The 25,528-nt window shown below is 63.9% G+C and carries 24 protein-coding genes; 20 read left to right on the forward strand and 4 right to left on the reverse strand.

Annotated features, from left to right (window positions below; all coding sequences use genetic code 11):
- Position 1: 1 nt before the first annotated feature.
- From Q0082_RS02900 to Q0082_RS02940, 9 genes are all read left to right on the forward strand, one after another.
- Positions 2-448, forward strand: a complete 447-nt coding sequence (locus Q0082_RS02900; RefSeq protein ID WP_017502281.1) for a DUF305 domain-containing protein — start codon at positions 2-4, stop codon at positions 446-448.
- Positions 449-543: 95 nt separating this feature from the next.
- Positions 544-915, forward strand: a complete 372-nt coding sequence (locus tag Q0082_RS02905; RefSeq protein ID WP_021243447.1) for a DUF305 domain-containing protein — start codon at positions 544-546, stop codon at positions 913-915.
- A 46-nt stretch (positions 916-961) separates the two neighbouring features.
- Positions 962-1,405 carry a DUF411 domain-containing protein gene (locus tag Q0082_RS02910; protein ID WP_298189670.1) on the forward strand — a complete coding sequence of 148 codons (444 nt, stop codon included), beginning with the start codon at positions 962-964 and terminating at the stop codon, positions 1,403-1,405.
- A 193-nt stretch (positions 1,406-1,598) separates the two neighbouring features.
- Entirely contained in the window at positions 1,599-1,826 is a 228-nt protein-coding gene (locus tag Q0082_RS02915) for a hypothetical protein (RefSeq protein ID WP_231635644.1), read from the forward strand.
- Between the two features lie 523 nt (positions 1,827-2,349).
- Positions 2,350-3,579, forward strand: a complete 1,230-nt coding sequence (locus Q0082_RS02920; RefSeq protein WP_298189673.1) for a TolC family protein — start codon at positions 2,350-2,352, stop codon at positions 3,577-3,579.
- Positions 3,576-5,078 carry an efflux RND transporter periplasmic adaptor subunit gene (locus Q0082_RS02925; RefSeq protein WP_298189675.1) on the forward strand — a complete coding sequence of 501 codons (1,503 nt, stop codon included), beginning with the start codon at positions 3,576-3,578 and terminating at the stop codon, positions 5,076-5,078. The genes Q0082_RS02920 and Q0082_RS02925 overlap by 4 nt, the downstream gene beginning before the upstream one ends.
- Complete coding sequence (locus Q0082_RS02930) at positions 5,075-8,218, forward strand: efflux RND transporter permease subunit (RefSeq protein WP_298189677.1); 3,144 nt, start codon at positions 5,075-5,077, stop codon at positions 8,216-8,218. Before Q0082_RS02925 ends, Q0082_RS02930 begins: the two co-directional genes overlap by 4 nt.
- A gap of 11 nt (positions 8,219-8,229) precedes the next feature.
- Positions 8,230-8,622, forward strand: coding sequence for a copper-binding protein (locus Q0082_RS02935; protein ID WP_298189679.1), 393 nt, complete (start codon positions 8,230-8,232; stop codon positions 8,620-8,622).
- A gap of 83 nt (positions 8,623-8,705) precedes the next feature.
- On the forward strand, positions 8,706-9,761 hold the full coding sequence (locus Q0082_RS02940) for a DMT family transporter (RefSeq protein WP_298189681.1): 1,056 nt from the start codon (positions 8,706-8,708) through the stop codon (positions 9,759-9,761).
- A 142-nt stretch (positions 9,762-9,903) separates the two neighbouring features.
- On the opposite strand, the gene Q0082_RS02945 is transcribed toward Q0082_RS02940, so the two are convergent.
- On the reverse strand, positions 9,904-10,131 hold the full coding sequence (locus Q0082_RS02945) for a GDCCVxC domain-containing (seleno)protein (RefSeq protein ID WP_298189684.1): 228 nt from the start codon (positions 10,129-10,131) through the stop codon (positions 9,904-9,906).
- Positions 10,124-10,492 (reverse strand): mercuric transporter MerT family protein, encoded by a 369-nt coding sequence (locus Q0082_RS02950; protein WP_298189686.1) that lies wholly within the window; start codon positions 10,490-10,492, stop codon positions 10,124-10,126. Before Q0082_RS02950 ends, Q0082_RS02945 begins: the two co-directional genes overlap by 8 nt.
- A gap of 87 nt (positions 10,493-10,579) precedes the next feature.
- On the opposite strand from Q0082_RS02950, the gene Q0082_RS02955 reads away from it, so the two are divergent.
- A complete protein-coding gene (locus Q0082_RS02955) occupies positions 10,580-10,987 on the forward strand; it encodes a helix-turn-helix domain-containing protein (protein ID WP_298189688.1) in 408 nt (135 codons plus the stop codon).
- Positions 10,988-11,482: 495 nt separating this feature from the next.
- Here Q0082_RS02955 and Q0082_RS02960 read toward each other — a convergent pair whose 3' ends face one another.
- Positions 11,483-12,355: an undecaprenyl-diphosphate phosphatase gene (locus Q0082_RS02960; protein ID WP_298189690.1), complete on the reverse strand. Its 873-nt coding sequence runs from the start codon at positions 12,353-12,355 to the stop codon at positions 11,483-11,485.
- Between the two features lie 66 nt (positions 12,356-12,421).
- The gene (locus tag Q0082_RS02965) at positions 12,422-14,944 is read right to left on the reverse strand and encodes a heavy metal translocating P-type ATPase (RefSeq protein WP_298189692.1); all 2,523 of its coding nucleotides are present in this window, start codon (positions 14,942-14,944) and stop codon (positions 12,422-12,424) included.
- 67 nt (positions 14,945-15,011) lie between these two features.
- Here Q0082_RS02965 and Q0082_RS02970 point away from each other — a divergent pair, with 67 nt between their 5' ends.
- From Q0082_RS02970 to Q0082_RS03015, 10 genes are all read left to right on the forward strand, one after another.
- Positions 15,012-15,431, forward strand: coding sequence for a helix-turn-helix domain-containing protein (locus Q0082_RS02970; protein ID WP_054435807.1), 420 nt, complete (start codon positions 15,012-15,014; stop codon positions 15,429-15,431).
- A gap of 217 nt (positions 15,432-15,648) precedes the next feature.
- The gene (locus tag Q0082_RS02975; RefSeq protein ID WP_366522486.1) at positions 15,649-17,529 is read left to right on the forward strand and encodes a cytochrome c/FTR1 family iron permease; all 1,881 of its coding nucleotides are present in this window, start codon (positions 15,649-15,651) and stop codon (positions 17,527-17,529) included.
- 262 nt (positions 17,530-17,791) lie between these two features.
- The gene (locus Q0082_RS02980) at positions 17,792-18,112 is read left to right on the forward strand and encodes a hypothetical protein (protein ID WP_298189697.1); all 321 of its coding nucleotides are present in this window, start codon (positions 17,792-17,794) and stop codon (positions 18,110-18,112) included.
- A 65-nt stretch (positions 18,113-18,177) separates the two neighbouring features.
- The gene (locus Q0082_RS02985) at positions 18,178-19,536 is read left to right on the forward strand and encodes a TolC family protein (protein WP_298189699.1); all 1,359 of its coding nucleotides are present in this window, start codon (positions 18,178-18,180) and stop codon (positions 19,534-19,536) included.
- Positions 19,533-20,699: an efflux RND transporter periplasmic adaptor subunit gene (locus Q0082_RS02990; RefSeq protein ID WP_298189702.1), complete on the forward strand. Its 1,167-nt coding sequence runs from the start codon at positions 19,533-19,535 to the stop codon at positions 20,697-20,699. Before Q0082_RS02985 ends, Q0082_RS02990 begins: the two co-directional genes overlap by 4 nt.
- Before the next feature lie 3 nt (positions 20,700-20,702).
- Positions 20,703-23,957 carry a CusA/CzcA family heavy metal efflux RND transporter gene (locus Q0082_RS02995; RefSeq protein ID WP_298189705.1) on the forward strand — a complete coding sequence of 1,085 codons (3,255 nt, stop codon included), beginning with the start codon at positions 20,703-20,705 and terminating at the stop codon, positions 23,955-23,957.
- The gene (locus Q0082_RS03000; RefSeq protein ID WP_054435813.1) at positions 23,957-24,304 is read left to right on the forward strand and encodes a DUF190 domain-containing protein; all 348 of its coding nucleotides are present in this window, start codon (positions 23,957-23,959) and stop codon (positions 24,302-24,304) included. The genes Q0082_RS02995 and Q0082_RS03000 overlap by 1 nt, the downstream gene beginning before the upstream one ends.
- 147 nt (positions 24,305-24,451) lie before the next feature.
- A complete protein-coding gene (locus Q0082_RS03005) occupies positions 24,452-24,700 on the forward strand; it encodes a hypothetical protein (RefSeq protein WP_298189708.1) in 249 nt (82 codons plus the stop codon).
- On the forward strand, positions 24,673-24,951 hold the full coding sequence (locus Q0082_RS03010) for a hypothetical protein (protein ID WP_298189710.1): 279 nt from the start codon (positions 24,673-24,675) through the stop codon (positions 24,949-24,951). The genes Q0082_RS03005 and Q0082_RS03010 overlap by 28 nt, the downstream gene beginning before the upstream one ends.
- Positions 24,952-24,982: 31 nt before the next feature.
- Positions 24,983-25,285, forward strand: a complete 303-nt coding sequence (locus tag Q0082_RS03015; RefSeq protein WP_082370184.1) for a zf-TFIIB domain-containing protein — start codon at positions 24,983-24,985, stop codon at positions 25,283-25,285.
- Positions 25,286-25,528 lie beyond the last annotated feature (243 nt).

Raw genomic sequence — 25,528 nt, forward strand, 5'->3', positions numbered from 1 at the left:
AATGATGAAAAATGCCTATGCGAGCCTCGCCCTGCAGACCTTGGTTGGCGGCGTCATCATGTATCTGGTGATGTTCGTCATGATCGACAGCTTGGGGAGCTTCTACAACAACCTGAATATGCTCTACATGACGCTAATGATGGTGGCGCCCATGGTGGTGCTGATGGTCCTCGCGATGGGCCATATGTTCCCGTCGAAAAAGGCAAACGCGGCCCTTATATTAGGGTCAGTTGCGATATTCGCCGGATCATTTGCCCTCATCCGCACGCAAACAACGATCGGCGATACAGCATTCCTCCGATCGATGATCCCGCATCATTCGGGCGCGATCCTGATGTGCCGCGAGGCCTCCTTGAAGGATCCGGAAATCGTTCGTCTGTGCAGCGGCATCGAGGAATCTCAGCGCCGCGAAATCGATGAAATGAAGGCTATTCTAGCCCGCAAGTAGGCTTCGCGCTCCCGTTCCCGTAAATTTTGTGCCGCCTCACGAGGGAAATGGCGCGCCCATGCGTATTATCAATGCGGGGCGCTGAGGAGAGAATTGTGAAGAAAATAGTCCCCATCATCATCGCTGGATTGGTGGCCGCGCCGGCGATCGCCCAAATGCAGGGCATGGACCATAGCAAGATGGACATGCGCCAGACCATGAACCCCACGCCAGCCAATCCTTACCCGCCTGCAGAAATGGAGATGCATCAGAAGATGATGTCCGCCACGGGCAGCGATGCAACGGAGACCTGGGTGCGCAAGATGATCGAGCATCATCGCGGTGCGATTGCGATGTCACGCATCGTTTTGCGCGACACCAAGGACGCGCAGGTCCGAATGATGGCGAACAAGTCAATCACCGAGCAAACGCGAGAAGTGGGCGAGCTTCAAGGCTGGCTGAGAGCCCACAACAAGCGCGCCCAATAGACCTTTCCTCCCCCGCCCAGGGGCGGGGGAACCAATAAGGGATCGTATGACACTCAAATTTGCCCTCGCTGCGTTCATAGCAGCCTTCTCCGTCGCCAGCGCCGAAGCTGCCCCGATCATCATGCATCGTGACCCTGGTTGCGGTTGCTGCGAACAGTGGGCGGCCCAGGTGCGCAGACAATTTGGACAAAGCGTCAATATCGTCGACGACCAGCAACGCGGCCGCTTTCAACGCGCTCAAGGCGTGCCCGCTGCGCTGGCATCATGCCATACTGCAATTGTCGATGGCATAGTTTTCGAGGGCCACGTTCCCATTGCCGACATGAAGCGCGCGATCGCGAAGCGCCCGAAGGGCGTAAAGGGATTGGCCGTAGCGGGCATGCCGCTGGGTTCTCCGGGGATGCAAGTCCCCGGCCAAAAACCACAACCCTACTCTGTCATCGCCTTCGGATCGGCGGGTCAGACGGTATTTGCCCGACACGGCGGGTGACCATCTCGTTGATCTTTGATGCTACGAGGCGTAATAAATAACGGCTGTGAAACGCGTTTTGCAACTTCTTCTCCTTCTGGGAGCCATGGTTGGCTTGATTGGCCAAGCGGCGGCCTTTGCGTCCGCTCCGCCTGCGATGTCCGCCCCAATGGCCACGTCTGTGCAGGCCGTGGCTGGGATGTCGGAAGACTGCATGAAGATAATGGCACAGCAGCAACAACCTGCTCAGAAGCCTTGCAAGGGCATAACCCTGGAATGCATCGCGGCCATGGGCTGCGTCGTTCCGCTGGCCGTTCGTAATGACGCGCCTATGCTGGAAGCACGCGAAGCCAGTCCAGCTCTGCCCTTCTGGGCAACCATCACTGTCCTGCACGGCAGTGACCTCACTCCCGAACCGGAACCACCGACTCTCCTTGGCTGATCGACACCGGCTGCCAGGCTGACAGGATTCTTGCGTCTATCGCGCATCTGAAAATCCTGTCTGACCCGCGGCTACCACGATATTTTGCCCAAGGATTACAGTCATGAAGAACCGTGTTTTCTATGCCCTGCTGGGCATTGCGCTTGCCGCTCCCGTTGCCGCTTTCGCCGGCGAACCCAACACAAACTCGCAGTCTGGCCATTATGAATGGCGTCAATCGCCAAACTATGGCCCGCGTGCGCCATCTATGAGCCCCCGTCGCGTCTGGGTGCCCGATGCTCCGCAGATGGCGAACTGCAACTGCGACATGATGAAGATGAGCGCGGCGGACTGCATGAAGGAGATGCATAGCATGGCATCGCCTTCGTCGGCTCCCTCGGCCGGCTAGGCACAGCCTCTGGCCGTGTAAGGTCGCATAGACGGCCAGGCCAGCAGTGGCGGCGGGATTGCCCCCATCCCGCCGCCACTGACATGCCTGCCAGAGTGCGCGACGCCGGCCTGATCCTCCGATCAGGAGTTTTCCATGCGATTGTTTGTTTGTCTGCCGCTGCTCGCGGCGATCCCCGGCGTTGCATTCGCTGGTCCCCTCACTTTCGACGCTGCGCTCCAGCGCGCGCGGCAGGAAGCGCCGTCGATCAAGGCCAAGGCGCTCGCCGCCGAGGCCGCTCGTTCCGCTCGTGGCGGCGCCGGATCGCTACCTGATCCGACTCTGGCCGTTGGGCTCGACAGTTTCCCGATCTCGGGGCCATTGGCGTTTGCTCCCGGGCAGGACAATTTCACGATGGCGCGGGTGGGCGTGTCCCAGGATATTCCCAACCTCGCCAAGCGCCGTGCGCAACGCGCCCGCGCTGACAGCGATATCAAGGCTGCAGATGCCGACACCGCATTTGAGGCGCGTTCGGTTGAGGTCGGCACTGCGCTTGCCTGGATCAACCTTGCCTATGCCGAGCGCCGGCTGACCGCGCTTGATGATCTTCTAGCCCGTCTGGAGCGCGTGGTGCGGACAACGCCCAGTGCCGTCGCGTCGGGCAATGCCCGGCCTGCGCAGACTCTTGCCGGCCGACAGGCTATCGCCTCATTAGAAGATCGTCGCAGCGAACTGGTCTCAAACATAGCGCGGGCACGGGCTGCTCTGACGCGATGGACGGGTGACCCGGCGCCTGAAATTGCCGGATCTATTCCCGACTTCCCTGTCGATGGGGCCGAACTGCGCGCTGGCCTGGATCGTCAACCCACGATCCGGATGATCGACGCCCAATCCGGCCAGGCCGATGCCGATGTTCGAATGGCCGATGCTGGCCGGCGCTCCGACTTCGGCGTCAACCTGGCCTACCAGCGCCGCGATCCCCGCTTCGGCGACTATGTCTCCGCAGGCGTGACTATCAGCCTGCCCTTCTTCACCCGCAATCGTCAGAACGCCCAGATCGCCGAGGCTCAGGCCAATGCCGGGCGAGTATTGGCCCAGCGCGAGGCTGCGCGGCGCGCACTCGCCGCCGACCTCGAAGCCGATCTCGCCGACCATGTCATGCATCATGAACAGTGGATGCGCGCACGGGATACGCTGCTCCCGCTCGCCGACCAGCGCGTCAAATTGGAAACGGCAAGCTACGCGGCGGGGCGTGCCAGTCTCGTGGATATATCAGACGCCTACGCCGCGCTGGCCGACGCGACTTTGACCGCCCTCGACCGCGAGGCCCTGGTCGCCGCTGACGGCGCAAGGCTGACCCTCACCTATCGGAGCGACGACCAATGAATGAAGCCGCTTCCACGCTCCGCCCGCGCCTCGCGGCCACGGGTCTTGCCATCGCCCTGGTCGCCGGCGCCGGCGGTTATGGGATCGCGCGCTGGACAGGCCATCCCGCCGATACTCCTCCAGTCGCTCAGGGGGCCGATGCCGGCCGCAAGGTGCTCTACTGGTACGACCCGATGGTGCCCACGCAGCATTTCGACAAGCCGGGCAAATCGCCGTTCATGGATATGCAGTTGGTTCCCAAATATGCCGACGAGGCTGGCGGCGACGCACCGGGCGTCCGCATCGATCCGGCAATGTCGCAGACGCTGGGGCTCCGCACGGTCGCAGTCCGGCGCGGCGAATTGGCGAACAGCCTGACCGCTACCGGCACGATTGACTTCAACCAGCGCGATGTCGCGATCGTCCAGACGCGCGCAGGCGGGTTCGTCCAGCGGGTCTATGCACGCGCGCCCGGTGACCTGATCGGCGCGGGCGCACCGCTCGCCGACTTGCTCGTTCCCGAATGGGGTGGCGCGCAGACCGAGTTTCTGGCGGTTCGCCATGCCGGCAACGCGGCGCTGACCCAAGCTGCACGGCAACGGCTCATGCTGCTCGGCATGCCGGCAGGCACGATCGCATCGGTCGAGCGAACGGGACGGCCGCACAATGTCGTCACGATCTCCACACCGACCGGCGGAGTCATCAAGACCTTGGACGTGCGCGCCGGCATGACAATGACCGCAGGACAGACGCTCGCCGAGATCAACGGCCTCGGCACCGTATGGCTCAATGCCGCCGTGCCCGAAGCGATCGCCGGCCCGCTCAAACCCGGACAAAGTGTGCAGGCTACGCTTGCCGCTTTCCCCGGCGAAACCTTGTCGGGCCGTGTCTCGGCGATCCTGCCCACGACTCAGGTCGACAGCCGGACGCTCACGGTCCGGATCGAGCTTCCCAATCGGGGCGGGCGCTTGCGGCCCGGCATGTTCGCGACCGTGTCGTTCGGCGGCAGTACGCAACCGGCATTGCTCGTGCCCTCCGAAGCGCTGATCCGCACCGGCAAGCGGACATTGGTGATGCTCGCACTCGACAAGGGACGCTACCGGCCCGCCGAGGTGCAGACCGGCCGTGAATCCGGCGATGACACCGAGATCCTGGCGGGTCTCAGCGAAGGCGAAAAGATCGTCGCCTCGGGCCAGTTCCTGATCGATTCCGAAGCGAGCCTTTCGGGCGTGGAAGCACGGCCGATCGGTGGAGGTGTTTCGGCTGCGGCTGCCAAACCCGCCGCTACTGCCACGCTCTACGAGACGACGGGCAAGATCGAGCAGATTACCGCCACTTCGGTGACGCTGAGCCACGAGCCGGTGCCGGCGATCGGCTGGCCGGCGATGACGATGACCTTCCAGCTTCCCGACCCGAAGATGGTGCGTGGCCTGAAAACGGGCGATCGCGTCCGCTTCGGCTTCGATCAACCACCGGCCGGACCGACCGTGCGCCGCATGGCGAAGGTTGCTGGCCAGTGATCGCCTATCTCATCCGCTGGTCGGTCAGGAACCGCTTCTTCGTCCTGATCGGGGTACTGGCCCTTATCGGCGTGGGCGTCTGGGCGGTGCGATCGACCGCAATCGACGCGCTGCCCGACCTCTCCGACACGCAGGTCATCATCCGCACCAGCTACCCCGGCCAAGCGCCGCAGATGGTCGAGAACCAGGTCACCTATCCGCTCACCACCACCATGCTGTCGGTGCCCGGCACCAAGACAGTGCGCGGCTATTCCTTCTTCGGCGACAGCTTCGTCTATGTGATCTTCGAGGACGGCACCGACCTCTATTGGGCGCGCAGCCGCGTGCTCGAATACCTCAACCAGGTGCAGGGACGGTTGCCGGCCAGCGCCCGCAGCGCGCTCGGTCCCGACGCCACCGGGGTCGGCTGGGTCTATGAATATGCGCTGGTCGATCGCACTGGCCGCCACGATCTCTCGCAGCTTCGCGGGCTTCAGGACTGGTTCCTGCGCTACGAGCTGAAAACGGTAACGGGGGTCGCCGAGGTCGCCAGCATTGGCGGCATGGTCAAGCAGTACCAGGTGCTGCTCGATCCGGTGAAGCTCGCAGCCTATGGCGTCACCCACGCTCAAGCCGTCGATGCCATTCAAAAGGCCAATCAGGAAGCGGGCGGCTCGGTGCTGGAGATGGCCGAGGCCGAATATATGGTCCGCGCCTCTGGTTATCTGAAGACGCTCGACGACTTCCGCGCCATTCCCTTGAAGACGGCAGCCGGCGGCGTGCCGGTGCGTCTGGGTGATGTCGCCACGATCCAGATTGTTCCTGAAATGCGACGCGGCATCGCCGAATTGAACGGCGAAGGCGAAGTCGCCGGCGGTGTCGTGATCCTGCGTTCGGGCAAGAATGCGCGGGAAACGATCGCGGCGGTCAAGGACAAGCTCGCGGACCTCAAGAAAAGCCTGCCGCCCGGCGTCGAGGTGGTGACGGTCTATGATCGTTCGCAGCTCATCGATCGCGCGGTCGAGAACCTCACCCACAAGCTGGTCGAGGAGTTCATCGTCGTAGCATTGGTCTGCGGACTGTTCCTCTGGCATGTCCGATCGGCGCTGGTCGCGATCCTCACGCTGCCATTGGGCGTGCTCGCCGCGTTCGTCGTCATGCGGTTCCAGGGGGTGAACGCCAACATCATGTCGCTGGGCGGCATTGCCATCGCGATCGGCGCGATGGTCGATGCTGCCGTCGTCATGATCGAGAACGCCCACAAGAAGATCGAGCGCTGGGAGGAGGAGCATCCAGGCGAGCACCTCGAGGGCGAGATGCGCTGGATCGTCGTCACCGAGGCCGCCGCCGAGGTCGGCCCGGCCTTGTTCTTCAGCCTGCTGATCATCACGCTCTCCTTCATTCCGGTGTTCACTTTGGAGGCGCAGGAAGGCCGGCTGTTCGCGCCGCTCGCCTTTACCAAGACCTATGCGATGGCGTCGGCGGCGATCCTGTCGGTGACCCTGGTGCCGATCCTGATGGGCTGGCTGATCCGCGGTCGCATCCCGGCTGAGCAGGCCAATCCGGTCAATCGCTGGCTGACCAACCTCTACCGGCCCGCGATCGACTGGACGATGGAGCGGCCCAAGACGGTGCTGCTGATTGCGGCGCTCGTCTTCGCGACCACGGCCTGGCCGCTGACCCGGCTCGGCGGCGAGTTCATGCCCAATCTCGACGAAGGCGACCTGCTCTACATGCCGTCAGCCTTGCCGGGCCTCTCGGCGGCGAAGGCCTCGCAACTGCTCCAGCAGACCGACCGATTGATCAAGACCGTGCCCGAGGTCGAGACCGTGTTCGGCAAGGCCGGCCGCGCCGAGACCGTAACCGATCCGGCGCCGCTGGAGATGTTCGAGACGACGATCCAGTTCAAGCCGCGCGATCAGTGGCGGCCCGGCATCACGCCTGAGAAACTGGTCGAGGAGCTGGACCGCACGGTGAAGCTCCCCGGCCTTGCCAATGTCTGGGTGCCGCCGATCCGCAACCGAATCGACATGCTCGCCACCGGCATCAAGAGTCCGATCGGGGTCAAGGTGTCGGGCGCCGACCTCGCTCAGCTCGACCGCATCGCCCATGATGTCGAGACGGTCGCCAAGACCGTGCCTGGGGTCAGCTCGGCGCTGGCCGAGCGGCTGACCGGCGGGCGCTATGTCGATGTCGACATCGACCGGGCCGCGGCGGCGCGGTTCGGGCTCAACATCACCGACGTGCAGGCGATCGTCTCGGGCGCGATCGGCGGCGAGACGATCGGCGAAACCGTCGAGGGTCTCGCCCGCTATCCGATCAGCGTGCGCTATCCGCGCGAGTTGCGCGATAGCCTGGAGGGTCTGCGGACATTGCCGGTCCTGACGCCCTCGGGCCAGCAGATCACGCTCGGCACCGTGGCCAATGTCTCGATCGCCGAGGGGCCACCGATGCTCAAGACCGAGAATGCCCGGCCCTCGACCTGGGTCTATGTGGACGTGCGCGGGCGCGATCTCGCGTCGGTGGTCGGCGACCTGCAGCGTGCGGTGGCGAAACAGGTGAAACTCTCGCCCGGGGTGAGCATCGCCTATTCCGGCCAGTTCGAATATCTCCAGCGCGCCATCGACAAGCTCAAGCTGGTCGTACCGGCGACGCTGCTGATCATTTTCGTGCTGCTCTACATGATCTTCGGCCGGTTCGACGAAGCCGCGCTGATCATGGGTACGCTGCCCTTCGCGCTCACCGGCGGCATCTGGACGCTCTACCTGCTCGGCTTCAACCAGTCGGTCGCAACCGGGGTCGGGTTCATCGCGCTGGCCGGTGTCTCCGCCGAGTTCGGCGTGGTGATGCTGATCTACCTGAAGAACGCGCTCGAGGAGCGCAATGCTGATCCGGACGCCGCCGAGGTCAAGGCCGCGGTGCGCGAGGGTGCGCTGCTGCGCGTCCGGCCCAAGGCGATGACGGTCGCCGTGATTCTCGCCGGCCTGCTGCCGATCCTGCTCGGCTCGGGCGCGGGCTCGGAGGTGATGAGCCGGATCGCCGCGCCGATGATCGGCGGCATGCTGACCGCGCCGCTGCTGTCGATGTTCGTCCTTCCCGCCGCCTATCTCTTGCTCAGACGGCCGAAGACCAAGCCCATACCTCAACCTCTCATTTCATGAAGGAGAAGACCATGAACTATACACGACTGACCATCGCCCTTGGCCTCGCCGCCCTGACTGCCGCCTGCGGCAAGAGGGCGGAGACGCCCGTTGCGGCCGAGACCAACCAGGCGGCACCCGCCGCGACTATGAGCGTCGATATGGGCAACATGGCGATGGCGCCGGCGGCGACCGCGGCGATCAAGGCCAAGGGCCATGGCACGGTCACCGCGATCGACAAGGCGGCGGGCACGATCACGCTCGACCATGGCCCGATCCCCGAAGCCAAGTGGCCGGCGATGACGATGGCATTCAAGGCAGCGCCTGCGATCACCGACGCGGTCAAGGTCGGCGACAAGGTCGATTTCGACCTCACGCTGACCGGCAACGCCGGCGAGGTGACCGCGATCCACAAGCAGCCCTGACCTACCGATTTTGGCGCCGGCTGGTCCAGCGCTATGATCAAGCTTTGCCGTTCAGGATTCATTGTGTGAGTCGGTATACAAAGGTGCCCGCGCCGGGCGCGTTGCTGGCGATCCTGTCAGCCATATTGTTCGGCACGAGTACGCCATTGGCCAAGCTGGTACTCGGCAACGGAGTCAGCCCGTGGCTGCTTGCGAGCCTGCTATACTTGGGCTCGGGTACCGGCCTTGCGATTGTTCATGCTGCCCGCAGGATGTTCGGGGACGGCGCGGGGGAAGCCTCGCTCGCCCGCGCCGATCTGCCCTGGCTGGCGCTCGTCATCCTGTCCGGGGGCGCAATCGCGCCAGTCCTGCTGATGGCCGGGCTGGCAACGACGCCGGCATCCACGGCCTCGCTGCTGCTCAACCTGGAAGGCTTGGCGACGCTCGCCATCGCCTGGCTGGTCTTCCGGGAGAATGTCGATCGGCGCCTGCTGATCGGCGCGGCAGCAATCCTGGGCGGCGCAGCGTTGCTGTCCTGGCGCGGCGGGCCGGCCGACGGCGGCTTAGGCATGCTGGCGATCGCCGGCGCCTGTCTCGCCTGGGGCATCGACAACAACCTCACACGCAAGCTGAGCAGCGCCGATCCGGTGCAGATCGCCATGCTCAAGGGGCTGGCGGCAGGTGCCGTCAATCTCCTACTGGCTTTGACGTTGGGAGCATCGCTCCCAGCCCTGCCGGTGATTGCAGGCGCAGCACTGATCGGCTTTCTCGGCTATGGCGTCAGCCTCGTGATGTTCGTGCTTGCCCTGCGGCACCTCGGCACGGCGCGGTCTGGAGCCTATTTCTCGACCGCCCCCTTCATTGGCGCGCTGCTGGCCATCGCCCTCTTCGGCGAGCCGGTTACTCTGCCGCTGTTGGCCGCCGGGCTCTTGATGGCCGTCGGTCTCTGGCTGCATCTGACCGAATCCCATGTCCACGGACATATGCACGAGGCGCTCGAGCATGAGCATCGCCACGTCCACGACAGCCACCATCAGCATGATCACCCGCCGGGCATCGCGCCGGACGAGCCGCATAGCCATTGGCATCAGCACGCGCCGATGGTCCACCGCCACGCCCATTATCCCGACCTGCATCACCGGCACCGCCATGCGCATTGACGCGCCGACGGGCGGCCTCGAGGCGCGCTAGGCCGATCCTGCGGCAGGGGCCAGGGTTCGAGAATTAAGCAATGCCGCCGGTTTCCGATCTCGCTCCGGTTGGGCCGCCGGGGCACCCGCGGCCCGTTATGGCCGTCGATCGTCAGGTGCAGCAGGAAGCATCCGGTCCGGCGAGCTGGATCGGTGGGCATGGCACGGTGCCATAGGAACAGAATACGCAGCAATCGCCGGCCTTCGGCCGCAGAACCGCCCCGCAGCCGGTACAATCATAGAAATACTGGCAGGCGTTTGTCGGCATCGTCTCCGTCTTCGCCGTGCCGCACAGCGGACAGGTGAGGTTCGATTGGGGAACGAAGGCACCCTCAGACATAGGAATAGCCAAGCCAGAGGAGGATTGCGCCGAGCAGCAAACCGATAAGAAGGATCGCACGCATGGTAGGCGGTGTGCAGGCGCCATCTGGGCCGCAGGTCATCGCCGCGCGCTGCTGCCGCCAGAGCAGGATCGCACCGCCCATCAGGAAAAGCGCGCTCAAGCTCAGCAGGAGCGTTCGATAGGGGCTGGCAGCCATGGCAATGCCGCCGAGCCATCCGGCGCCCAGGCCGGTGGTGGTGAGCAATATCGGCAGCGCGCAACAAGATGCCACGCCGAAGGCCGCTGCAATGCCGCCGACCGTGAGAAGCGCAGCGCTGCGCGCTCCTGAAGAACGGTGCAGGTCAGGCGGTCTGGACATGATGGGGCGACTCCTTGTGATCGATCGGAGCGCACCCTACTGTCTGTAGCCACTACAGACTCAACCCCCAAATTTCGAGTAGCGGAAATGACGACATCGGAGACAATCCCGATCGGGGAGCTGTCGCGGCGCACGCGCTGCAATATCGAGACGATCCGCTATTATGAACGCATCGGACTCCTGCCGAAGGCCGCGCGACGGGGCCGGTATCGGAGCTTCGGCCTGGCGGATGTCGAGCGGCTGCATTTCGTCCGGCGCGCGCGGGAGCTGGGCTTCACACTGAACGAGATTCGCGCGCTGCTCGGTATCGCCACCGCCGATGATGTTTCATGTGACGATGCCCGCGAAATCGCAACCCTGCATTTGAAGCAGGTTCGCGCGCGAATCGCCGACTTGAAGCGCATGGAGCGGGTGCTTGCTGATGCCGTTCGGGCGTGCAGTTCCGGCGATCATGTCGGGTGCCCACTGATTTGCACATTGTCCGCGGTCCGCTGAATGTGATCGCGGCAATCGCTAGCCCCGCCACGATGTCGGACTGGATCAACATGCCCAAGATTGGAACCGGCAGCGACCAGATCGCGATGCCAACGAATGCCTCGTTGCACGCCAACATGTGTCCGCCCGTGAGCCGTATCAGGTCCGGCCGATTACAGCTAACAACTGCTACCCGCGCGACAAGCTGTATTGGTGCCGAGACAGCTACGCTCGGGCTTGCCAACCCAATGCTGAACTGAAACGTCGAAAGGCCTTCGAGGACAACCTTGCGATCGGACAGCACATTCCCCCGCCGCTAGGGGATCAAGGCCTTCCGTGAAGAGATGGCGTGTTTGCTATGTTCATTGTCGCGACTTGCATCATTGGCACTCGTATCGTCGTTGAGCAGGCCTGGGGTCTCGGGGAGGCTGGGCACGGTGGCCGCCGAAACTGTTTGGGGAGGGCGACAGTCAATGACCTGAACGCCGGCGGCGTTCCTTGCCCAAATCGCTTGCTTCAAGTCAGCCAGGTGTTGCTGGTTGCAACCAGCAGAAGAACGCCCAGCATCCCGCGGTAGATAACAAATGGCCATGCGGAAAAGCGTTCGAGTATGCGCATCAGCGCCCAGATTGCCGCGAACGCAGAAACGGATGCGATCACCAGACCGAGGGCCAGAACGGACCAGCCATGCGTATCGAGATGGGCTTTGTGCAACTCCCACAACTCCTTCATTCCGGCCAGTGCGATGGCCGGAATGCCCAACAGGAACGAGAAGCGTGCTGCTTCCTCGCGCTTGAACCCAAATGCGAGCGCGGCGGTAAGGGTCGAGCCGGAACGCGAGACCCCCGGAATGAGGGCGCCAACCTGCGCCAAGCCGACGAGCAGCGCGTCAAGTAGCGATGCCTCCTCAACGCTCCGGCGGTGGCGCGCCAGTATCTCGGTGAGACCCATCAGCCCTGCCATCGCGATGCAGGCCCAGCCAATCACGGACAGGGCGCGAAAGGGCGAGTTGCATGTATTGAGGCTGTTCGACAGTAAGGCGCCCGCCAGCACGATCGGCACCGTCGCGAGAGCGATCCAGATGGCCAGACGAAGATTGGGGTCGGCGAACTGTCGATGGGCGATCGCCGACACGGAACCGACCACTAGGCGGCGAACGTCCTGCCAGAAATAGCTGATCACGGCGACGAGCGCGGCGAGCTGCATCGCGGCTGAAAAAGCCGAGCCGGGATCCCGCCATCCCAACAGAGCCGGCACGACGCGCATATGGGCTGTCGACGAAATCGGCAGAAGCTCGGTGATGCCTTGCACCACTCCCAATATGGCGACCTTGGCATAGCCCAGTGTCACGAAGCCTGTGTCGATGCCCGCGGCACATTGTCCGGCCATGTCAGTACAGTCCTATTGGGTGGTGGGTGAGCCTAAATTGTTGCTTCGCTGCCCGGGGTAACCGGATTATTGAACCCGCTCGCCACGACCGACAAGACGCATGCCATTGAGCACGACCAGGAGGGATGCGCCCACATCCGCTGCAATCGCGCCCCAGAGCGACGCCATGCCAAGCAGCGTCAGGCCTGCGAAAACGAGCTTTATCGCCAGCGAGAAGCCGATGTTCTGCCGGATGACGGCGAGCGTCGCCCTCGAATGCCGAATGAGCCACGGCAGGCGAGAGAGATCGTCCTGCATCAGCGCGATATCTGCTGTTTCGATCGCCGCGTCGCTGCCAATCGCGCCCATTGCGATACCGAGGCCCGAGCGCGCCATCGCCGGAGCGTCATTGACGCCGTCGCCGACCATGGCGACGAGGCCGTGCTGTGCTACCAGCCTTTCTATCGCCTCGACCTTTTGTTCCGGAAGCAGCTCGGCGTGAACTTCATCAATGCCGGTGTCGCGCCCGATGGCCTGGGCAGGCGCGCGACTGTCTCCGGTCAGCATGACGATCTGCGCGATGCCAAGTTCATGCAGCTGCGCGACGACCTGCCTTGCCTCGGGACGCACGGCGTCACCGACCGCAATCAATCCGACGACTGACGCCGCTTCACCGACAATGATCCCGGTCAGTCCAGCTACGGCTATCCGATGCAATTGGAGGGTGAGCGCATCATCGCGAGCGCCCCCAAGACGCTCTCCAAGATAGCCCAGCGATCCGACCCAGGCCTCTCGACCGCCGATCGTGCCAACGACGCCTTTGCCGGGCAACGCCGTCACGGCTTTTGCAGGGACCACGTCAACGCCGCGTCCTGCTGCGGCGTCGAGGATCGCACGCGCAATAGGGTGCTCGCTTCGCGCTTCGATGGCCGCGGCAATCGCCAAGAGTTCTAGCTCGTCCCGGCCGCCAAGCGGGACCAGCTCGACAACCTTGGGACGTCCAAGCGTGAGCGTGCCCGTCTTGTCCATCGCGATCGCGGTGATGCGGGCAGGCATTTCTAGATGGATGCCTCCCTTGACCAGCACGCCCTGCTTGGCCGCGCCGGTCAGTCCCGCGACGATGCTGACGGGGGTCGAGATGACCAAGGCGCAAGGGCAGGCTATGACGAGCAGAACCAGCGCCTGATAAAACCAGGCAGCCCAACTGCCCCCGAGCAGAAGCGGCGGCACAAGGAATACTGCCAGCGCGAGCAGCATCACAACCGGCGTGTAGATCCGCGCGAAGCGCTCCACCCACTGTTCGGTCGGCGCACGCTTGCTCTGCGCTTCACCGACCATGCGCACGATACGGGCGAGCGTTGTGTCCGAGGCCGGCCGCGTCGTTACGATCTCGATCGCGCCCATGCCGTTGATGGTCCCGGCAAAGACCGTTGCGCCATGCGTGACGGTGACGGGGACGCTCTCGCCCGTAATCGGCGCCTGATCGACCGCGCTCGTTCCCGCAACCACACGCCCGTCGAGCGGAATCTTGCCGCCGGGCGGAACGATCACCTGCGTACCGACCGCGACGTCAGCGACCGGCACATCCTTCTCGACGCCTGCGGCATCCCGTATCCGGGCGGTGTCGGGCGCGATGTCCATGAGTGCGGCGACGGCGCGGCGGGCACGTCCGAGGCTCCACGCTTCGAGAGCGAGAGCGAGGGCGAAGAAGAATGCGACCGTCGCCGCTTCGAACCATTGCCCGATGCCCAAGGCGCCTGCCACCGCGACGATCATGAGCAGGTTCATGTCTGGCCGGAGCCGTCGCGCGGCAAGGATCGCCTTTGGGGCGACGTACCGAACCGCCGAGAGGATCGCCAGCGAATAGGCGAGCATGGCGAGGAGCGGGGGATGGGTCTCACGCGCCAGACTCTCGTGGAGCACCGCAGCGAGGCCGCTCGCGCGGACATGGATCGCAAAGCCCGTCGCGACCAACACGCCGCTCCCGATCGTCAGCGCGGCCTGGATGCGGCGCCGACGCTGCTCGCCTTGCGCACCGGCACTGTTCTTGCCGTCTTTCCAGAGTTCGGCGCGCATGCCGGCGCGCTCGACCGCCTTCAATATTCCGGCATGATGTACAGCGTCCGAAGTACCCACGACGGACATGCGGCCATTGATAAGATCAAACGACAGGTTTCCCAACCCAACGACCGGCCCGACTTCGCGCTTGAGAACTGCGACTTCGTCACCGCAGTCCATGCCGTGGATTTTGAAGATGACACTATCCGGACGGTCGGGAAGCGTCTGTTGGGCAGGCACCGGTTCGCCCGAGCAGCTGCTGCAACTGTCGGCCTCTGCTTTATCCTCGGTGAACGCATCCGCGGTGATCAATTCGGCTATCATCCCGGTGGTTGATACGGCCTCAATCACTGCCTCCACCCCGATGCCTGAGTCGACGTCGACATCAAGGAAACCGTGCTTTGGCTGGAACGACAGACGCTGCTCGTCTCCGATAAGGGGTACGAGAACCTCCTTGATGAGTCGAACCTCATTCTGGCAGTCGAGCCCGCGGACCTTGAAGCGCCACCAGCGGTCCATCGCTAAAGCGCGTGCGTCGGTTTGCTCGATCATATCGTCACCTCGACTCTTCGAAATGACATCCTCTATAAAGCCTGAAGTCACTAGAGGGTCAAACGATATGTCCGTCGAGCTACTCAGCATCGGAAAGCTCGCCACCGCGACCGGAACGAAGGTAGAGACAATTCGCTACTATGAGAGTGTGGGCTTGCTTGCCCCGCCGGGTCGGACCAAGGGCAATTATCGGGCCTACTCTGCGCAGCATCTCGCACGGCTCAGCTTCATCCGCCGCGCCCGCGCGCTGGGTTTCTCAATCGGCCAGGTCCAGGAGCTTCTCAAGCTCGCTGACCAGAAGGGCATCTCGTGCAAGGCTGTGGACACGATCGCCCGCGATCATCTTGCCGAAATCGACCGAAAGCTTCGGGATCTGAATACGCTACGCTCGGAATTGAGCAGCGTGATCGTCCAGTGTGGGCACGGCACCATTTCGGAATGCCGCATCATTGAAACCCTGGCGCCGGATTCTGCCGCGGGCGGTTAGGAGGGGGCGGCAGGCTCAGATTTGCTTTTGCGGTTAGCTGCGTTAATGCAAACAAGTCGCAAAAACTGCTTGACCCTCTAGCTGCTAGAGGGTCTAAAAGAAGCGGATGTTTACGTCCTCGAGCAGCCTCTGCCTTTTGTCGATCTGCGGGCGAGCACCCTCACTCCACCGATGGGTGTTCCGCGTATTGACGGTGCTTGCTGCTGCGTCCTGCGCATTGGGCGCAAGCGCCATCGCCCAAGCCGAAACAGTTGACGTCCAGACCGCATGGCGGCTGCTCGACTACATGGCAGTCGATTACGGTGGCGCGGTCTCCGGCGGAAAGGTCAAGAGCGCGTCCGAATATAGCGAAATGACCGAGTTTGCAGCGTCGGTCTCCGCGCGTCTCGCGACGCTGCCGCCAACACCCGAGCGCAGCAGGCTCATCGATCGTGCGGTACGGCTTCAGGCGGTTGTTGCCGCCAAGGGCTCACCGAACCAGGTTGCCGACCTTGCCCATGGTCTCGCCGCCGATCTGCTCAAGGCCTATCCGGTCCCGCTTGCTCCAGCCAAGGCGCCCGATTTCGCTCGTGGTGCGACGCTCTTCGCCCAGAATTGCGCGAGCTGCCACGGTGCGGCCGGCGACGGTCGCGGCCCGAACGCCGCCAAGCTCGCCACCCCGCCAATCGCGTTCACCGACGTTGCTCGCGCCCGCCAGCGCAGCCCCTTCGCGCTCTATCAGGTGATTGACCAGGGCATCGACGGCACCGCGATGCAAAGCTTCTCATCGCTGCCATCCGATGATCGCTGGGCGCTTGCCTTCTATGCTGGACATTTCGCCTTTTCCGATGCCGCCGCTAAGGAAGGCGAACGGCTCTGGAAAGCCGATCCTAGCCTTCGCCAGCGGATTCCCGATCTGACCGCGTTGGCCGGGATGACTCCGGCGATCCTCGCCAAAGACGTGGGAGCAGACAAGGCCGATACGGTCATTGCTTATTTGCGCCGCCACCCGGAAGCGGTCGTTCAGCAGGCATCCGGCTCCCTTGATGTGGCACGCGCGAAGCTTGGACAGAGCCTTGCGGCCTATCGCGCGGGCGACCGCCACAGTGCGCAGGAGCTGGCTCTATCGGCCTATCTCGACGGATTCGAACCGCTCGAACCGATGCTGACCGCGCGTGACGCAACGCTCATGGGGCATATCGAAAGCGCCATGGGCGAATTTCGGGCCTCGCTCCAGCAAGGTCGACCCGCCGACGAGATAGCGAGCCGTGTTCAGGTGCTCGATGGCTTGTTCGACGACGCCGATGCAGCCTTGTCCCCGGACGCGGCGAGCAGCGCTTCGACCTTTCTGGGCGCGTTCACCATCCTGCTGCGCGAGGGGCTCGAAGCTCTGCTGATCGTCGTTGCGATGATCGCCTTCCTTCGCAAGGCCGAGCGACCCGAGGTGCTGCCCTATGTTCATGGCGGTTGGATCGGCGCGCTGGCGGCGGGCGGCCTGACCTGGGCGGTAGCAACCTATGCGATCGGGATCAGTGGCGCGAGCCGGGAGTTGACCGAAGGCTTTGGATCGCTGTTCGCGGGCATCGTCCTGCTCTCCGTGGGTATCTGGATGCACGGCAAGGCGCAGGCGGACCAATGGCAGCGCTACATCCGCGAAAAAATGTCGCACGCACTGTCACGGCAATCGGCTTGGTTCCTGTTCGGCCTGGCCTTCATTGTCGTCTATCGCGAGGTGTTCGAGACCATCCTGTTTTATGCCGCGCTCTGGACCCAGGGTAATGGCGGGGTCATGCTGGCTGGCGCTGGCTCGGCGGTCCTGCTGCTCGGCTTCATTGCCTGGGGGATGCTGCGCTACAGTCGCGACCTGCCGATCGCGAAGTTCTTCGCCTACAGCGCGTGGCTGATGGCGCTTCTCACGATCGTACTCGCCGGCAAGGGTGTGTCGGCGCTGCAGGAAGCCGGCATAATCGACATTGCGCCGCTCGCGGGCGGAATTCGGGTCTCGGTGCTCGGCATCTTCCCGACCGTGCAGTCGATGGGTGCCCAGTTGCTAATGCTCGTCGCGGTGGCTGGCGGGTTCGCTCTCAACCGGCGCCGTGCCGTCGTTGCAACCACCTGATGAAGATCGGACCAGGACCCGATATTCGTCTTGACCCTCTAGTGGCTAGAGGGTGCATAAGGCTTCTCATGATGCTTGCACGCGTGGATAATCATGGTCTGTAGTAGCTGCCAGTCGGATGCGCCGGCGGCGCCCGATCCGCGATGGCACCGGGTGCTGCGGATCGCTCTCGCGATCAATCTTGTGATGTCGGGTCTATCCCGTTGTCGTCTTTCCTGTTAGTTCGTTCTCCGTGCGACGCCTACTTAACATCCTTGCATATTTGACGATCGCCCTCTCCTTGGGGACGACGGCGACGGCACATGTGCTGGAACGGCTGGATATAAGCGTTTCATCGCAAGAAATAGGCGTGAGCGAAGTTGCCATGGGCCATGCGCCCGGCGATGCCGATCAGGTGCCCTCCGACGGTGACAAAGGGTATCCTCACCATCATGGCGGCTGCCACGGCGATCACGTTGCAGCGCCGATCAAGATCTCCAATGCCGCACTCATGCACGACCTTCGGCTCGCGCCCATCTTCGCAAGCCCCTCCATGCGGCCGCTTTCAACTGCCGATCCCGCGCTAAGGCCGCCCCAAGCCTGACAATCCGCTGACCCCGCCAGCCATTGCTGCGCGGGGCGAACTCGGTTCGTCAGGAGTCACCATCTATGTATCGTACAATCGCGGCCTTCATGGTCGCGGCGACCTTGGCCAGTACGGCCGGGGCGCAGACAGCACCGTCGCTCGGCATTCCAGCGACGCCCTCTTCATCACAAGCGGCAGATGCGTTCTCGCTCGAGAACGCTCTGGCTGCGGGCGGTGTGCCATCAGTCCCATCGGCCGTCGTCAGCAACGGTTTGGCATCGGGGGCGGGGGGTAACGGTCCTGCGCCCCTGCCATCGGTCGCGGCGGCTACGGCCGGCGTCGATGCCGCGACCGCAGCCCGGCGCGTTGCCGGGCTACGCCCCAACCCCGAGTTTCAGGCTCAGGTCGAGAACGTGGCCGGCACTGGCGTTTATAAAGGCCTGCGAAGTTCCGAAACGACAGTGGGTGTGGCGCTGCCGCTGGAGCTGGGCGGCAAACGGCCGGCACGTGTCGCGCTCGCGACTGCCCGCCTCACTCGGGCGCAGGTCCAGGCGGAAATCGCGCGAGCGGATCTCCGGCTGCGGATCACGCAGCTCTATATCGAAGCCGCCGCTGCCGAGCGCCGTGCCGAAGTGCTGAGCGAGCAGGCCGGGATCGCCAACAATGCTTTCCGGGTCTCAAGCGAGCGCGTCAAGGCCGGCGACGTCGGCCCGATCGAACAACAGCGTGCCGACGTGCTGCGCATCAATGCGCAGGTCGCGGCCGAAAGCGCCGCCCGCCAGGCACAGGCGGCTCGGGCCAACCTTGAGACATTGTTGTCGGCACCGGTGACGGGGCCGCTCGATCGCGCGTGGTTCGAGAGGATCGATGGCTACGGACCGCCACGGCCGATCGAGGTCGAAGGGACGTTGGCCCTGGCGGCGGCGGAGGCCGACGTGCGTACCGCCGACGCGCAAGTGCGCGTTGCCCGATCGCTGCGCGTGCCCGACCTCACCGTCAGCACCTTCGCCCGCCGATTGGAGGCGACCAACGATACCGCCGCGGTCGTCGGCATCTCGATCCCGATCCCGTTCTTCAACAACGGCAGCGCGTTCGTGGCGCAGTCGCGATCGGAGCAGACGCAGGCGATCGCGCTGCGCAACCTCGCCGTGATCGATACCCGCCAGCAGATCGCCAGCGCGCAAACCGAAGTGGCGAACGCCGCTGCGACCGCGCGGGCGGCGGGCGGACCGGCTTTGACGGCGGCACAGGAAGCCGCCCGCATCGCGCGGATCGGTTGGACGCAGGGCAAGTTCGACCAGATCGCGCTCCTCGATGCCGAGCGCACGCTGTCACAGACCCGCCAGACCTACGTCGATGCTCTCGCCGCCTATCACGACGCACAGGCCCGGCTCGACCGGCTCACGACGCCGGCCCCCATGATTTCCGGAGATGATCGATGATTCAAGATAAGCGCCTTCTTGGCGGTGCGGCGGCTGTCGCGATCGTCGCCGCACTTGGCGGCTTCGGGATCGCACGCTGGACTGCGAGCGAACCTGCCGCGACCGAAGCGGCAAGCGGCAACGCCGCTGCCCCGGCAGAAGAGGAAAAGACCCCCGACACGGTGGCGATGACCGCGCAGGCGGTCCAGCAGGCCGGCATCGCCACAGAGACGATCAATCCCGGCGGGCTCGGCGCGGAAATCGTCGCGCAGGCGATGGTCAGCGCATCGCCGCAAGGCGAGGCGATCGTGACCGCCCGCGCAGCCGGCGCGGTCACGCGGCTGATGAAGCGCCTCGGTGATCCGGTGCGCGCCGGTGAGACGTTGGCTATCGTCGAGAGCCGGGACGCGGCGCAGTTTGCCGCCGATCGCACCGCTGCGGCGGCCAAGTCGACCTTGGCGCAAAAGGCGCTCGCCCGAGAGCAGTACCTATACCGCCAGAAGGTCTCGGCACGAGTCGAGCTGGAACAGGCGGAGGCGGAAGCCGCTTCGGCCGCGGCCGAAGCGCGCCGCGCGAGTGTCGCGGCAGGCGCGGCGCGCGTGACCTCGGATGGTCGCGGTGTGGCGGTCTCGAGCCCGATTTCAGGCCGTGTCACCTCGGAGAATGTCAGTCTAGGCGCGTTCGTCCAGCCTGAAACCGAGCTGATGCGCGTCGCTGATGCGTCGAAGATTCAGATCGAGGCGGCGGTCGGTCCTACGGACGCACAGCGGCTCACTCCAGGCGATCGGGCTATCATCGAGCTGCCCGACGGGCGAACGGCGGAGGCGCGAGTACGCGCCGTCACGCCGGGACTCGCCAACGACACGCGCTCGGCGACCGCCGTTCTCGACGTGTCGGGCAGTCTTCAGCCCGGCCTCGCGGTGCGGGTGAGGCTGCTGCCGAGCCGTGGCAGCACGTCCAACGCGATCGTGGTGCCGGAGGATGCGGTGCAGACGCTCGAAGGGCGCGACATCGTGTTCGTGCGGACCGCGAAGGGCTTCCGCGCGCAGACCGTCACGATCGGTCAGCGCAGCAATGGTCGCGTCGAGATCTTGAAGGGCCTCGTTGGCGGCGCCCAAGTCGCGACCAAGAACGCATTTCTGCTCAAGGCCGAACTCGGCAAGGGCGCAGGCGAGGAAGAATAAGCCATGATCGCAAATCTTATGGCGCTTTCCGTCCGCGCACGATGGGCGGTACTCGCACTTTTCCTCGTCATCGCCGGCCTCGGCGTCTGGCAGCTGACGAAGCTGCCGATCGACGCAGTGCCGGATATCACCACCAAACAGGTCCAGATCAATACGGTCGACCCGCGTCTATCACCGGTCGAAATCGAGAAGCTCGTCACTTATCCCGTAGAAATTGCGCTGGCCGGCATCCCCGGTCTGGAGACCACGCGTTCGATCTCGCGCAACGGCTTCAGCCAGGTCAGCGCAATTTTCACCGACAGCACCGACCTCTACTTCGCACGTCAACAGGTCGGCGAGCGCCTACGGCAAGCGACGAAAAGTTTGCCGCAGGGCGTACAGCCGCAGGTTGGACCGGTCTCGACCGGTCTCGGCGAGATCGTCATGTATACCGTCGGCTATGCCAATCCGGACGGCAAGGGCGCAAAAAAAGTCGCCGGCCAACCCGGCTGGCAGCCCGATGGGAGTTACCTGACGCCCGAAGGCGAGCGGCTGACTGACCCTGTGGAGAAGGCTGGTTATCTGCGCACGGTGCAGGATTGGATAATCGGCCCTCAGCTTCGGTCGGTTAAAGGCATTGCCGGGGTCGATTCTATTGGCGGCTACGCCAAGACCTTCGTGGTCGAACCGGACCCCACAAAACTCGCTAGCTTCGGCATCTCGTACAGTGAGCTCGGCGAAGCCCTCGAGAATGCCAATCTCGCGGTCGGTGCCAACTACTACAATCGTGGTGGCGAAGCCTATCTTGTGCGCGTCGACTCCCGCGTGCGTACCGTCGATGAGATCCGCAACGCCGTCGCTGCGACACGGGGCGGTACCCCGATCACCGTTGGCCAGATTGCCAATGTTCGCGTTGGCGGCGACTTGCGGACGGGCGCCGGGAGCATGAACGGCCGGGAAGCTGTCATCGGCACGGTGCTGATGTTGATCGGCCAGAACAGCCGCGTCGTCGCTGAATCGGCAACTGCCAAGCTCGACCAGGTAGCAAAGACGCTGCCGCCGGGTATCGAGGTGAAGGTGGTGCTGAACCGCGCCGCGTTGGTCGGGGCTACGGTGGCTACGGTCCAGCGCAACCTGACTGAAGGCGCGATCTTGGTCGCGGCGTCGCTGTTCCTGCTGCTTGGGAACTGGCGTGCGGCCGTGATCGCGACGCTGGTGATCCCCTTCTCGTTCCTGATGATGGCAATGGGCATGAATGCCTTCAACGTGCCCGGTAATTTGATGAGCCTTGGGGCGCTCGACTTCGGTCTGATCGTCGATGGTGCGGTGATCATCATCGAGAACTGCCTCGCCAGATTGGCGCACCGGCAGGAACATGAAGGCCGGTTGCTCTCTCTGCGAGAACGGCTCGAGGAGACGATGCGGGCCGCGCAGGAGATGATTAAGCCGACCGTCTTCGGTCAGGCGATCATCCTGCTCGCTTTCGCGCCATTGCTCACCTTCACCGGCACCGAGGGCAAGACGTTCTCGCCGATGGCGATCACCATCATGCTCGCGCTGGTGGCGGCGTTCGTGCTCGCCATCACGCTGGTGCCGGCCCTGGTTGCGATCCTGATCCGCGGCAAGGTCGCGGAAAAGGATGTGTGGCTGATCCGCCAGTCCAAGCAGCGCTATCTCCCGTTGCTGGACAAGGCGATTGCCCGACCGTGGCCGTTCATCCTCGGTGGGCTGGCCTTCTTCCTGGCGGCCATCCCGGCGTTCGGGCTGCTCGGCTCGGAGTTCATACCCCAGCTCGACGAAAAGAACCTCGCCTTCGCATCGACGCGCGTGCCTTCGGTCAGCCTGGATCAATCGCTGGCGATGGAACGCAAGGTCGAAGAGGCGGTCATCAGGATTCCCGAAGTCGCCCTGATGTTTTCGAAAACCGGAACCGCGGAAGTCGCAAGCGACCCGATGCCGCAAAACGTTTCGGACGGCTTCATTATCCTGAAAGAGAAAGAGGAATGGCCCGAAGGCACGACCAAGGCCGATGTCGTCGCCAAGATTAAAAAGGCGACCGGCGGGCTGCTCGGCAATCTCTACGAGGTCAGTCAGCCGATTCAGCTCCGCTTCAACGAGCTGATCGCGGGTGTTCGCGGTGATGTCGCGATCAAGCTCTACGGTGACGATCTCGACAAGATGGCGTTGACCGCCAACGAGATGGTGCGGGTGCTCCAGACGATACCCGGTGCGGCCAGCGTCAAGGCCGAGCAGGTTGGTGGTGCGCCAGCGCTGGATGTAAGGCTCGACCGCGCCGCCATAGCGCGGCTAGGTCTTACAGTGCGCGACGTTGCGGACACGGTTGCGGCAGGGCTCGGCGGCCGTGAGTCGGGGCTCGTGTACGAGGGCGATCGGCGGTTCGATGTCACCGTGCGCGTACCTGAAGCGACGCGCGCAAACCTTGACGACATCCGGACGCTGCCGGTGCTGCTGCCAGAAGTCGAAGGACGGCCGCGTGCCCAGGTGCCGCTTGCGCAAGTGGCGCAAATCCGGCTGACGGAAGGCCTGAATCAGATCAGCCGGGAAAACGGCAAGCGTCGTGTGGTCGTCCAGGTCAATCTCGGTGGCCGCGATGCGGGTTCATTCGTCCAGGAAGCGCAAGCGAAGATCGCACAGGTCAAGTTGCCTGCCGGTTACTACCTCGAATGGGGCGGTCAGTTCGAGAACTTGGCCGCGGCATCGAAGCGCCTGTCGATCGTCGTGCCGCTGTGCTTCCTGGTCATATTCGGGTTGCTATACATGGCGCTCGGCGGGTTCGGCAGAGCAGCGTCAGTGTTTTTGGCGGTGCCGCTGGGGCTGGCGGGCGGTGTGTTCACGTTGCTGCTGACCGGCATCAACTTTTCGGTGTCGGCGGCGGTCGGGTTCATCTGCCTTGCCGGCGTGGCGGTGCTGAACGGTCTTGTAGTTATGTCCGCGATCCGGGAACGCATCGAAGCTGGGCTGCCGGTAGCGGAGGCAATCCGCCACGGTATGGCTGAGAAGATGCGGGCGGTCATCATGACCGGGTTCGTTCCAGCGATCGGCTTCGTGCCGATGGCGCTCGCCCACGGCACCGGCGCGGAGGTGCAGAAGCCGCTCGCCGTCACCGTGATCGGCGGTCTCGTCGCCGCCACCATCCTGACACTGCTGGTGCTGCCGGCGATCGCGAAAGTGATCCTCGGGCGGACCGATCGTCAAAATGAGCAAGAGGCGAACACGCCGCATGGCGAGGAACCCGCCCCGCTGAAAGGAGAAGCATGATGGGAGAACCGGTTCGGAAACTGCTGCGCATCTATACGGATGAAGCGGCCTATATCGGCGATCGCAAGGTCTTCGAATATGTGGCCTCGTTGGCGCGCGATCAAAAGATGGCAGGCCTGACGGTGCTTGAGGCGCTGATAGGCTTCGGGGCATCGGCGCACGTTCACCGACGCCATGTGCTTGAGAGTGATCGGGCAGTGGTGATCGAAATCGTCGATTTCGAGGACGCTTTGCGCGCGTTCGTCGCCGGTCTGAGTGACGTGCCCGACATTGGTCTAATGACGCTCGAAGCCGTCGAGGTCATCGGCGGCAAGGCAAGCCAGGCCCTGGAAAGCCCGAGCCGATGAACTTCGGTCCGGCAAGCGCGGGGGTCGGCGGCGTGCGATCCCCTGAAGGCTCGCCATCTCCCCTCAATCGCCCGTTTGGTCGGGAAGGAGGCCGCTTTTGCGCGGCCTCCGGCTTGGCCGCGCCTTGGTCGGACAGGACAGGCTACCATGAAGGAAGAAACCACATTCGATTTCAATATGTCAGCGCTGCGGGTCTGGTCGTTGCTGTCCGATTTGAAAGGCTATGCGCGCTGGCACCCGATCTATCGCATCGCGGGCGAGGCGGAGCGGGGTGCCGAAATGGACATTACCTGGCTGCTCTTCAAAGGCGATCGCAAGATGACGACGCAGATGATCATCAACAGGCTAATAAAGCCCGAACTGATTGGATGGCAGATGGGCGTGCGGGGTTTCTGACCTTCGACGAACGTTACGAGATCGAGCCAATCGCGAACGGCGTCTGCGTGCGCCATTCGGTCGAGTGTCGCGGCGTCATCGGCGGCCTGTTCGGCCGCATGATGCGCAAAGGTCTGCGCCGGACCATGCGGCAACAGGACGCGGCGTTTCTCAATCTTCTGCGGCGGCAATCGCGACTGCCAGGGCGGTCCAATCGCCACAGTCGGCGCCCTATCAAGCCACCGCCTCCTCGCGGCGCTGCGAACGACTGACCGGCCAACATCCCGAAGAAAGGTATCCATCATGGTAGATAGTCGTCCCTCCCAAGGGCTGCTGTGCCCGACGTGCCGCGTCGATCTCGTCATGAGCGAACGGCAGGGCATTGAAATCGACTATTGCCCGCAATGTCGCGGCGTCTGGCTCGATCGCGGCGAACTCGACAAGATCATCGAACGCAGCGCCGGGGATGAAGGAGTACGGCCGTTGAGCGGCGCTCGTCTCGGAATATCCGACGATCGCGGCCATGGCGATCATGGCGGAAAGCACGGCTACGAGCGGGGCCATAAGGGCCGCCGCAAGGGCTTTCTGAGCGAATTGTTCGACTGACTGCTATGGATCGGCCGCCACACAACGAGTCCTTCGAGTGTCCGTGTGAGAACGGCCCGCGCCATGGGCGTGCCCCCTGTAGCGCCCATGGCGATAGATCGTGGAAAGACGGGGAAATAGCGGCTCGGCGCCTTCGGAGCGGCCCAGTTCGGGGGATCATCCTCGCGACCGGGCTTGCTCTGGCGCCGGGCCTGGTCGGCTGCTCGCCAGCCACCAACAAGAGCGAGGCCGAAGCGTCGCGTG

Source organism: Novosphingobium sp. (genome assembly GCF_027489515.1).
In the GTDB taxonomy this organism is placed as follows: Bacteria; Pseudomonadota; Alphaproteobacteria; order Sphingomonadales; family Sphingomonadaceae; genus Novosphingobium.

What these genes read in the sequence shown, in the direction of transcription:
- Q0082_RS02900 (WP_017502281.1), top strand. Translation starts at nt 2, where the DNA reads ATGATGAAAAATGCCTATGCGAGCCTCGCCCTGCAGACCTTGGTTGGC.
- Q0082_RS02910 (WP_298189670.1), top strand. Translation starts at nt 962, where the DNA reads ATGACACTCAAATTTGCCCTCGCTGCGTTCATAGCAGCCTTCTCCGTC.
- Q0082_RS02915 (WP_231635644.1), top strand. Translation starts at nt 1,599, where the DNA reads ATGAAGATAATGGCACAGCAGCAACAACCTGCTCAGAAGCCTTGCAAG.
- Q0082_RS02920 (WP_298189673.1), top strand. Translation starts at nt 2,350, where the DNA reads ATGCGATTGTTTGTTTGTCTGCCGCTGCTCGCGGCGATCCCCGGCGTT.
- Q0082_RS02925 (WP_298189675.1), top strand. Translation starts at nt 3,576, where the DNA reads ATGAATGAAGCCGCTTCCACGCTCCGCCCGCGCCTCGCGGCCACGGGT.
- Q0082_RS02935 (WP_298189679.1), top strand. Translation starts at nt 8,230, where the DNA reads ATGAACTATACACGACTGACCATCGCCCTTGGCCTCGCCGCCCTGACT.
- Q0082_RS02945 (WP_298189684.1), bottom strand. Translation starts at nt 10,131, where the DNA reads ATGTCTGAGGGTGCCTTCGTTCCCCAATCGAACCTCACCTGTCCGCTG.
- Q0082_RS02950 (WP_298189686.1), bottom strand. Translation starts at nt 10,492, where the DNA reads ATGTCCAGACCGCCTGACCTGCACCGTTCTTCAGGAGCGCGCAGCGCT.
- Q0082_RS02955 (WP_298189688.1), top strand. Translation starts at nt 10,580, where the DNA reads ATGACGACATCGGAGACAATCCCGATCGGGGAGCTGTCGCGGCGCACG.
- Q0082_RS02960 (WP_298189690.1), bottom strand. Translation starts at nt 12,355, where the DNA reads ATGGCCGGACAATGTGCCGCGGGCATCGACACAGGCTTCGTGACACTG.
- Q0082_RS02965 (WP_298189692.1), bottom strand. Translation starts at nt 14,944, where the DNA reads ATGATCGAGCAAACCGACGCACGCGCTTTAGCGATGGACCGCTGGTGG.
- Q0082_RS02970 (WP_054435807.1), top strand. Translation starts at nt 15,012, where the DNA reads ATGTCCGTCGAGCTACTCAGCATCGGAAAGCTCGCCACCGCGACCGGA.
- Q0082_RS02985 (WP_298189699.1), top strand. Translation starts at nt 18,178, where the DNA reads ATGTATCGTACAATCGCGGCCTTCATGGTCGCGGCGACCTTGGCCAGT.
- Q0082_RS02990 (WP_298189702.1), top strand. Translation starts at nt 19,533, where the DNA reads ATGATTCAAGATAAGCGCCTTCTTGGCGGTGCGGCGGCTGTCGCGATC.
- Q0082_RS02995 (WP_298189705.1), top strand. Translation starts at nt 20,703, where the DNA reads ATGATCGCAAATCTTATGGCGCTTTCCGTCCGCGCACGATGGGCGGTA.
- Q0082_RS03000 (WP_054435813.1), top strand. Translation starts at nt 23,957, where the DNA reads ATGGGAGAACCGGTTCGGAAACTGCTGCGCATCTATACGGATGAAGCG.
- Q0082_RS03005 (WP_298189708.1), top strand. Translation starts at nt 24,452, where the DNA reads ATGAAGGAAGAAACCACATTCGATTTCAATATGTCAGCGCTGCGGGTC.
- Q0082_RS03010 (WP_298189710.1), top strand. Translation starts at nt 24,673, where the DNA reads ATGGCAGATGGGCGTGCGGGGTTTCTGACCTTCGACGAACGTTACGAG.
- Q0082_RS03015 (WP_082370184.1), top strand. Translation starts at nt 24,983, where the DNA reads ATGGTAGATAGTCGTCCCTCCCAAGGGCTGCTGTGCCCGACGTGCCGC.